General features: G+C 41.5%; 7 protein-coding genes. 4 read left to right on the plus strand and 3 right to left on the minus strand.

From position 1 onward, the window contains the following. Window positions 1-151: 151 nt before the first annotated feature. A complete protein-coding gene (locus tag N477_RS19295) occupies window positions 152-2728 on the plus strand; it encodes a serine hydrolase (RefSeq protein ID WP_063362735.1) in 2577 nt (858 codons plus the stop codon). A 234-nt stretch (window positions 2729-2962) separates the two neighbouring features. Continuing rightward, window positions 2963-4627, plus strand: coding sequence for an SUMF1/EgtB/PvdO family nonheme iron enzyme (locus tag N477_RS19300; protein ID WP_063362736.1), 1665 nt, complete (start codon window positions 2963-2965; stop codon window positions 4625-4627). A 4-nt stretch (window positions 4628-4631) separates the two neighbouring features. On the opposite strand, the gene N477_RS19305 is transcribed toward N477_RS19300, so the two are convergent. Continuing rightward, the gene (locus N477_RS19305) at window positions 4632-6509 is read right to left on the minus strand and encodes a winged helix-turn-helix domain-containing protein (RefSeq protein WP_063362737.1); all 1878 of its coding nucleotides are present in this window, start codon (window positions 6507-6509) and stop codon (window positions 4632-4634) included. 184 nt (window positions 6510-6693) lie between these two features. Here N477_RS19305 and N477_RS19310 point away from each other — a divergent pair, with 184 nt between their 5' ends. Continuing rightward, window positions 6694-7953, plus strand: coding sequence for an adenylate/guanylate cyclase domain-containing protein (locus N477_RS19310; RefSeq protein ID WP_063362738.1), 1260 nt, complete (start codon window positions 6694-6696; stop codon window positions 7951-7953). A gap of 266 nt (window positions 7954-8219) precedes the next feature. Here N477_RS19310 and N477_RS19315 read toward each other — a convergent pair whose 3' ends face one another. Both N477_RS19315 and N477_RS19320 read right to left on the minus strand, forming a co-directional pair. Continuing rightward, on the minus strand, window positions 8220-10283 hold the full coding sequence (locus tag N477_RS19315) for a S9 family peptidase (RefSeq protein ID WP_081216516.1): 2064 nt from the start codon (window positions 10281-10283) through the stop codon (window positions 8220-8222). 259 nt (window positions 10284-10542) lie between these two features. Continuing rightward, complete coding sequence (locus tag N477_RS19320) at window positions 10543-13185, minus strand: TonB-dependent receptor (RefSeq protein ID WP_231098126.1); 2643 nt, start codon at window positions 13183-13185, stop codon at window positions 10543-10545. A gap of 203 nt (window positions 13186-13388) precedes the next feature. Here N477_RS19320 and N477_RS19325 point away from each other — a divergent pair, with 203 nt between their 5' ends. Then, window positions 13389-15452 carry a winged helix-turn-helix domain-containing protein gene (locus N477_RS19325; protein ID WP_063362739.1) on the plus strand — a complete coding sequence of 688 codons (2064 nt, stop codon included), beginning with the start codon at window positions 13389-13391 and terminating at the stop codon, window positions 15450-15452. Window positions 15453-15493: the final 41 nt, after the last annotated feature.

Raw genomic sequence — 15493 nt, forward strand, 5'->3', positions numbered from 1 at the left:
CGATATCTACGCAATTTTAAATTATCAAAAATCGTATAAATGTGTGCGTGTTTTTTAACTTCCCTCTACATCATCACCCTAGATAAAAACACTTTTTTAGATACATGTTTCATATGCTGTATGCGTTATTAATTACCCTTAAGGATAAAATGTGAAACGATTAACGCTGAGTATTATAACCACGGCCATCCTGCTGTCAGGATGCGATAAAGATAATGATGTGATTGTCATTGCACCAGAAGAGCCCGCGACGATTGAAAGCTTTAACGGGCTATGGGAAATCAAAGGGTCGGGGGAGGTTTGGGATTTATCCTCAAATGGCCTGGTGACATACAACTTTAATAGCAATACATGTATTAAAGCAGATGAAGAAAGTGCCCAATTTACCGAGCCACTTGCTGAGTACTTATCACTGAATGACGAAAAAGATAGATTGACCTTTAACAGCCCTGCGTCTTCCAAGATTGAGCTTGTCAAACTCGACGCGCTGCCTTCACAGTGTGGCGCGGGTAACCTGACAACGGATATGACACTGCCAGAAATTTTTGATTATGTATGGCTGTCGCTCGATGAGTATTACGGCTTTTTTGAATTACGGGATATTAATTGGCCAGCGGTTTACGATACTTATAAGCCAAAGGTAACAGCATCCACTTCCCATGCTGAATTTATGATAATAATGGATGAAATTTTCACCGAATTTGGCGATGGACATCTTAGCCTCGAAGGGCCTCAAGGAGAGCAAGCTGATGGCAGTAAAATTGATAGCTGGATCAAAGAGGGGATATTAAATGGTGATGGTGATATCAATGATACTTTGGCACAGTTACAAGCCAAAGAGCTGAGCGTCTTAAAGCACTTAATGTCGGACGGTCAGTTACATAGCTTTGAAGGAACGGATGCTATTCGCTTTGGCCATATTTCCCCAGAGCTTGGCTATATCCGTATTGATAGAGTCTCAGGGATGATTTTGGATAATGTAGCAGACAATATCTTATCTCGGGTGGAGCAAGACTTAGACAATACGGATTTGATCATGACACACACGCTTGAGCAATTGCGTGATGCTGATTCAATTATCATCGATTTAAGATATAACCCAGGCGGTTTTGATAAGGTGTCGCAAAAAATAGCTGGCTACTTCACTGATTCAGACTACACGTTTGGTACTAAGCAGATAAAAAATCAAGCGTTTAAAGGGGAAGTGATCGATCTGGATGTGACCTCAAATACCGAGTTGAACTTCACCAAGCAAATTTATGTGTTGATCGGTGAGCATACCGGCAGTGGTGGCGAAGTACTTGCGATGGCATTGCAGTCCTTGCCGCACAGTCAATTAATTGGTGAAGCGACCAATGGCAGTGTTTCTGACACGTTAACGCATCAATTACCAAATGGATGGGAGCTGACGTTAAGCCATGAGGTATATAAAAATCAAGCGGGTGAAGTAGTTGAAGGTGTAGGCATTACGCCGGATGTTGAAACTTATGCTTACGCAACCGTTGACCACAAATATATGACAGACACCCCCATTGAGTATGTAATGCAGCAGCACAATGTCGTAAGCTCACATGCCAAATCGGCCGATAAACTGCAGCAAGCCGTTCGTGAAGTCGTCACCAAAACCAGTTTGCCAAGTGTTTCGGTGGCGGTTATCAAAAACGATAAAATTGTTTTTGAGCATGCGGAAGGTTTTGCTAATTTAGAGCAGAACATACCTGCAACGGTGAATACGCCTTATAACGTTGCGTCCATCAGCAAAGCGGTGACTGGGGTGGCTATTATGCAATTAGTCGAAGAGGGGACACTGAGCTTAGATGATAAATTGACAGAGGTGAATCTGTCGTTTGATCCCAATAACCCGCAAAGTCCGTCGTCTACCATGACGCTACGTCATTTGGTGACCCATACATCAGGTATAAAAGACAGCGATAGGATTTTCTGTACTTACTATAAGTATGAAGACCAACTTCCATTAGCAACTATGTTTGGGCTATCGTTTTGCGAGGAGGAGATTCCGGTAACGACGAGTTTAGAGCAGTTGTTAGCGCAAGACTATTTCTCAGAGCAAGGCCGCTATGTAGGCAGTGGTGTTTACCTTGATGGTGCGTACGGTCAAGCTGGTGAAGTCATGTCATACTCTAATATGGGGACTGCGCTTGCTGCCCATGCGGTGGAGAAAAAAGCGGCATTGAATTTAGCTGAGTATATGAGCGAGTCTATTTTTGAGCCTCTGGGCATGAACAACACTCAGTGGGATCACACTAAGTTATCAGCGGATAACCCAAAAGCATTGCAATACAACATAGATGAAGCTGGAACTGCGCACGCTCTGCCTGAGTATGGCTACGCCACTTTATATGATGGTGAACTAAATATTAGTAGTCATGATTTAAGTAAATTGTTGGCTGCTATAGCAAATCAAGGCAGTTATCAAGGTACTCAGATTTTAAATGCTGAGAGTGTAAAACAGTTAATTGGTGCTCAAAGTGATGTGTTTAACATACCTTATCAACAGGGCGTTTTTTGGTATTGGGACGGGGCGTTCTTTGGCCACAATGGTGGTGATCCGGGCACGAATGCGTTAATGATTTATAACGCGCTGACAAAAACAGGCGTCATCATGCTGACAAATGGTGAGGACTTTATACGCGGCAAAGAAATTATCCAGCCTTATTTGGATAACCTCGCGGCTGATCTGTATAGATTTGGTGTGCAGCATAAATAACAAATAAGCAAAATCACTCAAAAAGATGTGTGGGATGTTTTGACGTGCCACACATTCATCGTTTTTACCAGCGACTTTTAATCTATTATCAACTTCCTACTTTTTAAAATATATACATATTTTTCAATAGACTAAACCTATCAGAACTCTATTTTTATATTTAATAGATAAGTTTTAAGACGTGATAAATGCTGTTGCTTCATAGTGGCTTAGAACTTTTTCTAAGGAGCAATTATGAGATCACATCTGTTCGTTTTTAGTGCTGCTACGCTGGTGTCGTTAGCCACAATACTGCCTGTACAAAGTAAGCAAACGACTTATATTGAACCGCCCATGGTGAGTATTCCCAAAGGCACTTTTACCATGGGTAGTACAGAGGGAAGACAGGATGAGTTACCTATTCGTAAAGTCACTGTACCTGCATTCCAAATGGGGAAATATGAAGTGACCGTAGCCGAATATCGAAAGTTTATAGAGGCGACCGGCTATGAATCTACCAAAGGCTGTGTCCACCGTATTGGCCCTCAGTGGTTTGGTAGCGGTGAACGCGATGGGACATGGGATGATAATATTTATGTCCTCAGTGAATTTCACCCTGTGGTTTGTGTGTCTCGTATTGATGCAATCAACTATGCAAAGTGGTTATCAAAGGCGTCAGGCGATCAATATCGATTACCGACAGAAGCCGAGTGGGAATATGCAGTAAGAGCTGGAACCAAGTCAAAGTACTTTTTTGGTGATGAAAACCGCTCAGTCGATGCATGCCGATATGCAAATATTGCTGACATACACGCTTACTCCTTGTCTGGGAAGTTGTATGACGCGCCCTATGCTCAAGACGCGATCAATGCGTGTAATGACAATGAAGTGATGATCTCAACGGTTGGCCTGTATAAACCCAATGGGTTTGGCTTACATGATATGGAAGGTAATGTGGTTGAGCGATTAGCCGACTGTTATCAAGACAGCTATGAGGGGGCACCTGTTGATGGTAGTGCGGTAACTAAAAAAGACTGTGAGACTTTTGTCGCTCGTGGCGGCAGTTGGCACTGGCCAGCATTTGGATCGAGCCGACGAATGATGATGTATGAGGACTTTTTCGCGGCGCTGGAAGGCTTCCGATTAGTAAAAGATACGAATGGCAAAGCGTTAGAGGCGACCGAAGGTACCCCTTGGTTTGTTAAGCAATTAAATAAAGCGCAAAAAAATGCCAGAAATAAACACAAGAAGGAAAACCCACATTATCCAAAACAGTTGAATGATGTGAAGCTGAGTCGCCTTAGCAAAGATAAAGTGAAAATTACTTGGCAAGCAGAGCAAAAATCTGGTGTAACAGGGTACGAGATAGTTAGGCAAGACCCGCTAACCAACCAGAGTGTCACATTGGTAAAACTGAGCCATAAGCAGACAAGCTTTATTGATGATACAGCGCTTTCGCACAATGGCAGGTACTCTGTTGTTGCGTTAAATGGCAGCGCGAAGAGCTTACCAAGTCCTTTTTTTGACAGCGCTTCTAAGCAGCCTCATGTTATTCCCTCGCGCATTGAAGGGGAAGCATTTAACTTTGCGCCAGGGGCAACGGTTGTGAACTCTAGCTTTGAGCCAGAAGGCGATAAAATCATCGGCTCTATTGGCACAAGTAAGGCAAGTTACATCCTCGAGGCACAAACAGCAGGGGACTATTTGATGACAATTCGCTTGTTTCACTCTGGACCGACACAAAATTATACCTTGATGCTCAATGGGGATCCGATCACAACCTCTGTGCTATCAGGCGAGCGTGGCTGGCGTACCATCAAAGATATCAAAGTAAAATTTGAACAAGGACAACAGACTCTAACCATCCAAGGAGAGACGGCCATCTTCGCAGTGAATTGGTTCGATATCGCGATGCGTTAGGCGGCTAAATTCTACTTTTATCTTGCTCATAGGGGTTATTGATAACCCCTAATTTTATGAGTTTATCTCGCCGCGCTTGTTGCCACCTTGGTGAGGCGGTATCTCTAATATAGTGGCGATAAATCAGAGAATCTGTATCCTCATTAAGTTGGGCGTTTAGCTCCAATAACTTAACCGCCATTGCTAGTCCAACCCAGTCTATGTGCTGCATTCTTGCGATATTAAAGCTTGATTGAGCGTGCTGCTTGGCAACATCAATTTGTCCCATTTGGTGATAAATCTGTGCGAATAACATATCCCTTCTAGCGGGTTCATCAATATTTTCAGCTAGTTTTATTGCCAAATCCGACTCGTTTTGTTCAAGGTAGAGGTTAGCTAGCTGTTCACTGACGGAGAAGTAAACCCAGTAGTTTTCAGGCGTGATGGGCTGCTCTAATACTTTTAAGTAATAATGTTGCTTTTGCTCTAGCTCTTTTGCAAATAGTGCGAAGTGATAGAATATGAGCATGTAATGACTACCATCAAGCTGGTGGTCGGCTAACAAGGTTTTTGCTTGATAAAGATAGTCGTACTGTTCTTTTTCTAATTTGAGTTTAAACGCTTTGATTGATAAAAGTGTGTAGGCCCTGATCTCTTGTACTGGGCGATTGGCTAGTCGAGCTTGACTAGCTGATTTATACAAGTGCTTTTGTATCAATGTAAAGTCTTGCTCGTGTGCAACCACATCAGACAGTGATTTACTGATCTCACTATTTAAGGCGTTAAAGTTCGCGTCATCCATGAGTGCACTGGCGCGTTCCAAGTGCTGTTTAGATTGAGCATATTGATTTAACGCCATTAGTAATTGGCCTTTAAGCCATTGGCTATATGCTTTGTACAGCGGATGATTTTGTTGTTCGCTGAGACTTATCATTTGCTCAATATGCGCGCTCGCAACATTGTGGTTGTATTCATCAAGCAGGCGTTCGACTAAATGTTTCAATATATCCAAATTATCAGGTGATTGGCTGTATAGCTTTTCAAGCTCTGCTGTCGTGAAAGTATCAGAGTGAACTTGAAAATAATCGGATTTAAGTAACCCATCAATCTTAGATTGCAGCTGATCTTTAAGTTCGCTGACGCTGGGGGCGTAAATATAGCCTTGCCAGTGCCTGAGGTGGCTTTGTAAACGATACTCAAGTAAGTACATAGGTGTGTTAGACACCTCTTTTGAGTAGATAAACCCGCTCAATAAAAGCTTATTTGATGTTGCTCCCAATAGCTTTTGGTGCTCTATGTAGGGAGAGTTGAATAGGGCTTGTGCCGAACTGTGTTGTTCACCGAGAACTGCGTAGCTGGCAGATAAGGTGTCATTGAGTTGATTTGTTTGGGAAGTTAAATGCCCTTCAAATCTAGGCGAAAAAGGAACTAATAAAATGTGTTGATGTGTATTTGTTTGAACATCCAGGTTGTTATCTTGATGTGACCATAGCCAATAGCTGCTGACAAGGCCTATAACGAATAAAGCGGTGAATACACACGAGAGGATAAACCTTTGCGAGTAGTTGTGTTTAGTTGACTGCGATGTAACCTCTACATTACTGGTTTTAGCCTGCGAGGTTACTTTTAGCTGCCATTGATAGCCACGCTTTGGAAACGTTTTTATAGCGGCATCAGAAATCATCGCCCTAAGCTGACTGATATTTTGAAATACGACCTGTTCAGAAACGACTCGACCTTGCCAAACATGATCCAATATATCTTCTTTACTGAGTACCTCTTGACGCGATTCGATTAACAACGCAAGCAACCTACTTTGAGTGGGGGTTAAGGGGATCTCATGACTATTTTTGAATAGGCGCTTTTGCGTTGGGTCGAATTCGAAGTCTAGAAAATACTGCATGATTGGTGGTCGTCACTCCATTGTTAAGGTTGCAATAGTAGCCTAGTCGATGAGGTTTGTGAATGATTTAGGCTAGAAGTAAGTTTTTGATTACGCATGTAACAAGAAAAAGCCAGCTACACTTAGTTAAAGTTGGGCACTGAGACAGTGCTTGAAACAGTGTAATTAGTGATGGCAGATATTTATGAAATGGCTAAAGGATATTGATGAGTCTTTTGATGCACTACTGACTGATTGCTATCAGCAAAGAGAAATGGAAATGGAGTACCACATTAATCAGATCCGATTTGTTGGGTTAATGTCACTCTTTTTATTGGAGCTTTTGATAGGTTTGCTAAATAGAGGCATAGATTGGACGTTAATAGTCGTCGATCTGGGCACTATGGCACTGACTGCGGTTTGGTGTTTTTGTGTCGCTCGGTGGGCAAAAAGTGAAGGCTACAAACCGTGGTTAAAGTATATTTCTATCTTATTTGATTATCTTATTATTTTGCTGATCACCCTTGAAATGGAGTTTCTTTCGGAGATTGGCCACTTTTTACACGATATGCATAATACGGAGTTTGAATTGATGCTGATAAGCGCACTTATCTTGTTCAATGTGATGAGTGCGTTCCGTCAAGGTAAGTTAATAATTTACTATTCCACCTTATGTTGCTTGGCAACGGGGACAGTGATCCTAGAGCACAGTGATACAGCCAGAGCGATTGAGATGCATGAGCAGATAATTATTCTATTTTCGGGCTTGTTGGCATGGTCAATTTCTAGTTATATCACAAACACTTATACTAGACTTAGACACAGGGAAAGGCTACTTCGTTATTTACCAAAAAAATTAGTGAGTGCAGTTGAAACTGGCAAAGTTGATATAGAACCAGGTGGAGAGCGGCGCAATGTGACGGTATTAATGGCTGATATTCGGCGCTTTACTAGCATGTGCGAAACACATGAACCAGAAGTGATCACTGGCCTATTGAATCGATACTTTTCAGCGATGAGTGCAATTGTGTTTAAGTATGATGGCATGATAGATAAATTTATTGGTGATGCCATTATGGCGGTGTTTGGTACACCTCAAGGTGAAGGAAATAGTGCCAGTAATGCAATTAATGCCGCCAAAGAAATGTTAGATGCACTGGAAACCCTCAATAAAGAGTTTATCAAAGAGGGGCTACCTAGTTTAGAAATAGGGATAGGAATACACAGTGGAGATGCTATCGCAGGCAACGTCGGCAGCGTGAGTTGTATGGATTACACCGTGATTGGAGACACCGTTAACGTTGCCGCCAGAATAGAAAGTAAAACAAAAGAATTAAAGAAGGCTTTACTCATCAGTAAGGTCAGTGTGGAGCAGTCTCAGCAACAAGATTTACAAAAAGCAGCGGAAGTGAGTCTTAAAGGGCGGGCCGAACCTATAGAAGTATTTTTTGACCCTCAGATATAAATGTGTATTTTTTGTTTTTAAAATGAAAAAATTTTGGTTTTAAATTGCTGGGTTTTATTTTAGTATGGGTACAACTCAAAAATAAGCTTGTCCTATTTATTTTGCTCTTTGAGCGGGTGCTACACTATCTCGTGCTTTGAAGCGCATGGAAGGGGTCATAGGTCAGACACTGGGCAATAAATTCAGGGCGAGCATATTTTTGAGGAGTGAAAATAAAAGAGTAAAACGCAAATCCTTTGTTTTACTCTTTTTGACATGGAAGTGACTTATTTATTCGCTTCTTTTGCTGCTTTTAGTTTAGCGGCATGATCTATCTTGTAATCTGGCATGTCTTTGTTGCCATGAATTAGGTAGTTATCCATCCAGCGCATCAGGCGAATGCTGTAATCATACTGCGCTGCGACTTTGCGGTTGCCATGACCTTCTCCAGGATAATAGACTAAACGCACATCTTTACCTTGTACCTTCATATATCTATACAGTTCCATGGATTGTGCAGGGTGTACGCGAGGATCATCTTTACCGTGCATAATTAACAATGGTGTTTTAGATTGACCAGCCCAGTAAATAGGACTGCGCTCAAGATACCATTGCCACTTCTGCCAAGGGTATGAGCGAGCGTGCACTAAAAACATCTCATTTGAAATATCAGTAGTACCAAATTTCGATAATTGGTTAGTCACACCCACAAACATGACGCTTGCAGCAAAATGCTCTGTTAATTTTGTTGCGCCCCAAGCAGAAGCATAACCACCGTATGAGCCACCTGTAATACCCACTTTCTTGGTATCTACAAGTCCAAGGTCAACGAGGTATTTTTTCATATCGACTAAATCATCGAACTCTTTTCCAGCGTAATCACCTTGGCCTAGTTTCGAGTAATCTACGCCTTTTCCGGTTGAGCCACGGTAGTTAGGGTAGAATACCGCATAGCCACGTGCAGCCCCCATTTGACCTGGATCTGAATAGCTTGTCAGCCAGCCATTTTTATCGTGTGACTCAGGACCACCGTGAACAGACATGATCAATGGGTAACGTTTACCTTCTTGGTAGTCTAATGGATAAATAAGAACACCACCGATTTCGACCCCGTCTCTGGCTTTAAATGTCAACGCTTCTTGCTTTGCAAAGCGTTTGTTATCAAGCCAAGAGTTTGAGTTTGACAAGCGAGTCGTACGCTTTGAGCGTAGCATATAGACTTCGTTAGGGTGCTTTGCTGTGTTTGCAGTAAGTGCTATGGTCTTATCTGAGTCTGAAACTGATAGCTTTCCGGCGATAAGCTTGCCATCTTTGATGACTTTTTTGTATTTCTTCGAGCCAACTTTAATTTGCCCTACGAAACTCTCTGCACCAACATGGCCCACAAAATTAAGCGTGTTTTTACGATTAGACCACTCAAAATCACCAATATGGCCCATAAAGTTCGGGATCCACTCTTCGATTTCGCCAGTCTTTGCATTGGCTAAGAACAGTCTGCCTTTAGCTGGGTCATGCTTATCTTCTGCGCCTAAGATCGCAATGTATTTGCCATCGTGAGAAAACTCCGCTTCACCTAGCTTTCCTTCGGTTTGGAAAGACGTAGTGATCTGCTTTGTTTTGGCATCCATAATATGCCATTGTGACTTCATATATTGGTCGTCAATGAGCGCGGTTGGCTGAGTTTTGACCAGTAATTTACTGGCATCATCAGACCAATTCATATCGCTTACATACCCTTGAACTGGGACGACATCAGGTGTGAGTGCTTTTTCACTTGGCTGTAAATCGATAATATGAAGTTGTTTATTTCTTAAACCAAGTTCATACACTTCAGCCATAAAGCCAAGTTTTTTAAGTTCTTTTTCTGAGCTATCTTTGGCTGGCATTGCTAACACCGCAACTTGCTTGCCATCTGGGCTTAATCGATATTTAGAAATTGATGTATCTTTTAATGCGAATACTTTTTGTGCTTCACCACCGTTTACGGCGATACGGTAAAGGGTCGTGAATTTATCCGTTTTTTTCTTAGTAAGGAAGTAGATAAACTGGCCATCGGCTGACCAAGCGATGCTTTTGATATTGACTTGACCAGTAATAAAAGGACGTTCAATACCCTCATCATTAACTAGGTGCAGCTCGTTAAAGTTTTTACCATTTTTATCTATGTACAATTCGCGAGGTACAGAACGTGTGAATGCAACAGATTCACCATCAGGGCTGACCTGTGCACTCACTACGCTTTGGATTTTTGGAATGTCTTCTATGGTAATGGTGTCAGATTGAGCGCCAGCGAGTGCGCTTGTGCTTACCAAGCCAACTGCCAGTGCAATTGAGGATTTGATCAATTTCATTTTACTAGCCTTGAAAAAAGGATTGTGAGGGACGTAAAACGTCGGGTAAAAAAATTCCCGCTATTTTACGATGAGCCCTGAAGAAAACCACTGTTTGCGATTAATCGTCTGAGGTATGCGACCAATCACTAACTTGAATAAATAAGCATAATTGGTGAATGAGAAAAACACATATGCAATTGACCTTAAAGCGACGCTCAGTCCAAAAGCCGAGTTATCAAAAGGCGTATTAGGTAGTTAGTTAATTGATCTTTTTGGATTAATTTGATGAGAAGCGATACCTTGCCCCTAAGTAGAAGCGGCGACCATTTTGGTAAATAGCAGTTGGGGCGTATTCATTGCGGTCGAATGTATATATGATCTCGTTGTTTAAGTTTAAGAATTCAAGAATAAGGTCTAAGTCATCGTTGATTGAGAATGTAACACTGCCGTCAAGCTGTCCATAATCATCCATTTTTGTTTCGCCAATGCCTGTGGCAAATTGCGTTCTGTAGTTATATGCGAGGCGAAAGCTGACTGAACTATTTTCATAATATGCTGTGAGGTTTGTGCTGTGTTTAGAGGTCCCTGGCACCCAGTCATAATTGCCGTTTAGTTGGGTGTTACGGTCTCCATCAACAAAGGTGTAATTTGCAATGACACCAAAGCCATATGCAATTGCTTGTTGGTAACTGAGCTCAACCCCTCGGATCACCCCTCCTGCACCATTAATAGGTCTATCAATGGACATGAGAATTCCTTCATGTAATTCAAGCGCTCGATTGAATTCAATAAAAGACTCTACATCTTTATTGAATACTGCAATCGATGCCAGCGCTGAGTCAGTAAAATACCACTCTAAACCAAAATCATATTGAGTTGCTCTGTAGGGATTAAGCTCCGGATTGCCGCCTTGGCCCTGCGCTTGAGTAACATTGTAATTAGTGGAGGGCATCAAGTGGTGAAACTGTGCTCGAGACATAACACGTGCAACTGCAAATCGAGAAATAAGGTGCTCAGTTAAATCAAATTGAATATTAAGGCTAGGTAAGAGGTCGGTGTAGTGTTTTGATGTAGATTGCCAGTCATAAGTGTCTGTTGGTGAAGAAGCTGTGCGCTCATATGCCCCTGCTTTTTGCCAAGTAGAGACAACTCTTAGCCCCAAATTGGCTTTATAGCCTTCGCCAGCAAACTCAACCATGGCATAACCAGCAAGAGTTTCTTCTTCAATTGTGAAACGGCTGGTTTTTTCTTCTGTTTGAACAAAGTCTAAGGTTGAGAAGTCACGTGATAATGCATTGATATCAGCAAAGCTATACGCTTTTAAAGTATCGCGGCTTCCGATGCCGTCTAAATAGCCACTAATAAACTCATTTGGATAATCAGCCAATGTGGTATTGAGTTGGCCTGCCAAGCCATTAAGCCCACCATTTTGTGAACGCATGCGAATAAAGTCACGCTTATGGCGTTTGTATTTGCCGCCAAACTTCAAGGTGTGAAAATGTTGAAATGAGAGATCCCTAGTAAAGTCTTTTTGTAAAAAGTAGCCAGTATCGTTACCATCTTGACTATCATTGCGCGCTTCACTGATAAACCATTTTAGTGGGGCCAGCGGCGATACGTCATACTGAGTTTTAATATTCTTATTTTCTCTAGTATCAAAGCTGTAATGGGTGTTTGCAGCAAATTGAGCCGTATTATCTTCACTTGTTCCGCCACTGCCATGGGTATAGCCCACTTGATATTGAGCCTGCCACCATGGGCCAGTATAGAGCAAATCGAGGTGGATACTTTGGGTTTGTATTTGCGCTTTTCGCCAAATTGCTTCCATGCTGGTATTAAATGGTTGGCTTTGCGCGGGTGTAAGAGACGCATGAGCAAGGGTATTATCTATGATTTGGTAATTGCTTATCGTGCTACCTGCATCTAATGCCTTTCCTGGTTGCCATAAAAAATTTTGGTTCGAGTTATCAGCATTGAGTTCAGAGTGTAGAAGGTGGCCTCTCAAAGTCCAAAGTTCATCGATGTGATAGGTGGCACTGGTGGTAAAACTACTGAGTGCTCTGTCCTGTTGGAAAACGGCTGAGCCTCCGCCACCCGGTGACCATATATTTTGTAAGTCGCTTTGTTGGTTCGCTTGAGTATTTGACACTAACTGGCCAGCATCGTCTAGGTTGTAACTTCTTTCATGCCACCCCCAAGATTCCAGTCCGTCCCTACGCAAACTTCTGCTATGATGATTTACCGTAAAGAGTAAAGCAAAATCACGTTGTTCATTGATCCAGCTATATACGGCTGAGAGTTGCGGGTCGTACTGCTGTGATAAATCATTGTATTGGAGTTGTGATGTGACAGATAACACGCCAGGATCTGAAAAAAGAGGGTCCAGGGTTTTAATATTTATGGCACCACCTAGCGAGCCTTCATCTTGATTTGCTTTTGGTGTTTTATAAACCTCGAGGCTCGATACGATATCAGCTGGAAGTAGGGTGAAATTGAAGCCCCTACTAGGTAGTGACGATATCCACCAGTCTGCTGAAGCTAGGTATTGTCCATTTAGGTAGGTGCGATTTTGTTCTGGCGTTGTTCCTCTGACGCCGATCCGTTCACCTTCCCCTTGTACTCTTGAGAGTGAAATACCTGTGATCCTTTGTAAGGCTTCCGCAACATTTTTGTCTGGGAATTTACCAATTTCTTGAGCACTGATGCTGTCTGAAACTTGATCACTAAAGCGTTTTATATTCAATGATTTGACAACGCTGTCATGGAAGGCGCGGATTTCTATTCGAGACAGGTCGTTTTCAACTCTCTCTGAGGGCTTTTGACTGTGCGGTTGGCTTTGGGATTCTTGATCAGCTTTGCTGTGGGCAAAGGGCATATATAAAAGCATAAGGGGAAGAAACAAATGACAAATACGTTTCATGACCATTGTTTCCTACTCCTATTCTCAATTAACGTTCGGGAAACTTTGCTTTTATATTTCTATTTAAGTGCAACAGAAAGTGCTGTAAAGTTGCGTTTAGGTAAAAAAATTTGTCCCCATCATAACATAGTATGATCATAATGGAATAGTCGTTATGTGCAGGGCCATGTAGCTTAGGCTCGTTTTTTGGATTGGATCAGTAAATGCAGTTTGAACGCTTTCTGTTAAATGATGTTTTGATAGATACCCAAAAAATGAGTGTCAAAGTGGACGGAATATGGCGGCCACTTGAGCACAAACAGCTTGCATTGATAAGGTTGTTAATTGAGAAATCTCCTGAACCTGTCAGCAGGGATGAGATAATTAATCAACTATGGCCAAATCTTGTGGTTAGTGACAACTCTGTCAGTCAACTCGTGGCACAAATTAGGAAAACGCTTAATGATACATCTAAAGAGCCTACCTTTATAAAAACAGTACCTCGGCTTGGTTATCAGTGTATTGCTATTGTTGCAAATGCGCCAACATTAGCTCAGAGGGCAAATTCTCCGCAAAAGAATATACCAATTCACTGGCTTGTTTTGGGAGCCTTTCTTGGCTTTATTATTACTTTTATCGCTTTGTTTGATTTTAATATATTTAAATCTACACCAAAAATTAAATATATCTCTAGGATTACTTCTTCTCCGGGGGCCGAAGCTTATTTAAGTTTTTCTCCAAATGGTCGTTTTTTGGCTTACAGTCAAATTGTAGCAGGTCAAAGTCAATATGATTTGGTAGTGCACGATCTCCAAACAAACTCTTCTCATACAATTAAATCATCAGGTTATAGTGAGCAAGCACCGAATTGGTCTGAAGATGGAAAATGGCTGTTATATTATCGATATAGCCCATTTAGTTGTGAGGTAAGAGGTTTATCCGTTCACAATGCTATTGAATTGTGGCGTTTAAATCGGGATGTATCATTATTAGAATGTGATAGCGCACAAGTTCCTCAAAAAGTGATATTAAATAAATCTGGTCAGCTCTTTGTAAACGAGATGAGCCAAGGGGAAAAGGGGATAGTGAAATATAATATATATATGGACGATATTAATAATTTATCATTATCAAAAAAAGAGATCGTTGCTCAAGCTGAGGCTTATCGGTCCCGCGGTGACCAAATTATCTATAAGCAAGATTTGCAATGGGTACAAGGGACTATTGGTAAAGACGGTGAGATCAGGAAGACAGGGCTAGTTGAGGTAGGTGATGAGCCGTATTTTGGCTTAACTGACGGAAGTTGGTTGAGTGCTGGTAGCGAGTTAAAGTTACATTCACCCGGTCAGCAGAGCAGCACCTTGTATAAGCCTTATGGCGAAATATCTGAAATTGCCATTAACAGTGAAACCGGCTTAATAGCGCATACAGAGGGCAGTGCCGAAGTTAATCTCTATGAGTTTTCTATCACATCTGATACGTTTACGGCCGTTTCTTCAAACTCAAGAATTGATACGCAGGCCACAATTTCAAGTGATGGAATGCAGGTGGCATATGTCTCAACGACACCACATGCTGACCCTCAAATCACACATGTTGAAGTATGGCTAAAGCACCGTTTTAAGTCGAGTCCTAATCTTTTAACAAGTTTACTGAAAAAGGATAAACCTAAGCTGCTGCTTTTTTCTCCTAATGGTGAATACTTAGCTATGCTGAGCGAGTCTAATACACTATTTATAATCAATACCTTTTCAAAAATCCCTCGTTCGGTGATTAAGGAAAATCAAACTCTGCAGAATATATATTGGTCAAACGATGGAAAGTCATTGTATTTTAAAACAATAGAAGAGAAGCGTTCGCAGTTTTGGAAACATGAAATAGCTAGCGCGAGTAATACGCTTCTGCCTGAACTAGAGCAACCCTATACGGCATTAATTAATAAAAATGAAAGTTTTGACTCATATATAAATGATATTGGTGTATATTTATATGAAGCATTACAGGGAGAAGTGCCGCTTCATCATCTTTCTTATTCGTTAGAATTATATCGCCCTGCAATATACAAAGGTGGTATTTATTATGTGGTGAGGCAAGGGCATCAATTATCATTGTTTAACTACAACATAAAAGAGCAGACTAATGAGTTTATTTCTGATGTTGGGCTTTATCTATATGATGTAAATGTGGAGCTAGGGTTGAGTGCAACCAGTGACGGTGAATATATTATAATCAATCGAATAGAAAATCTGGAAATGGATATTGTCCTTCATGAGTTTTTAACGGATTAGATGTGTTTTTGTATTATTTGTGGCCTTGTTTCCTAAATATT

Source organism: Pseudoalteromonas luteoviolacea H33-S (genome assembly GCF_001625695.1).
In the GTDB taxonomy this organism is placed as follows: domain Bacteria; phylum Pseudomonadota; class Gammaproteobacteria; order Enterobacterales; family Alteromonadaceae; genus Pseudoalteromonas; species Pseudoalteromonas luteoviolacea_B.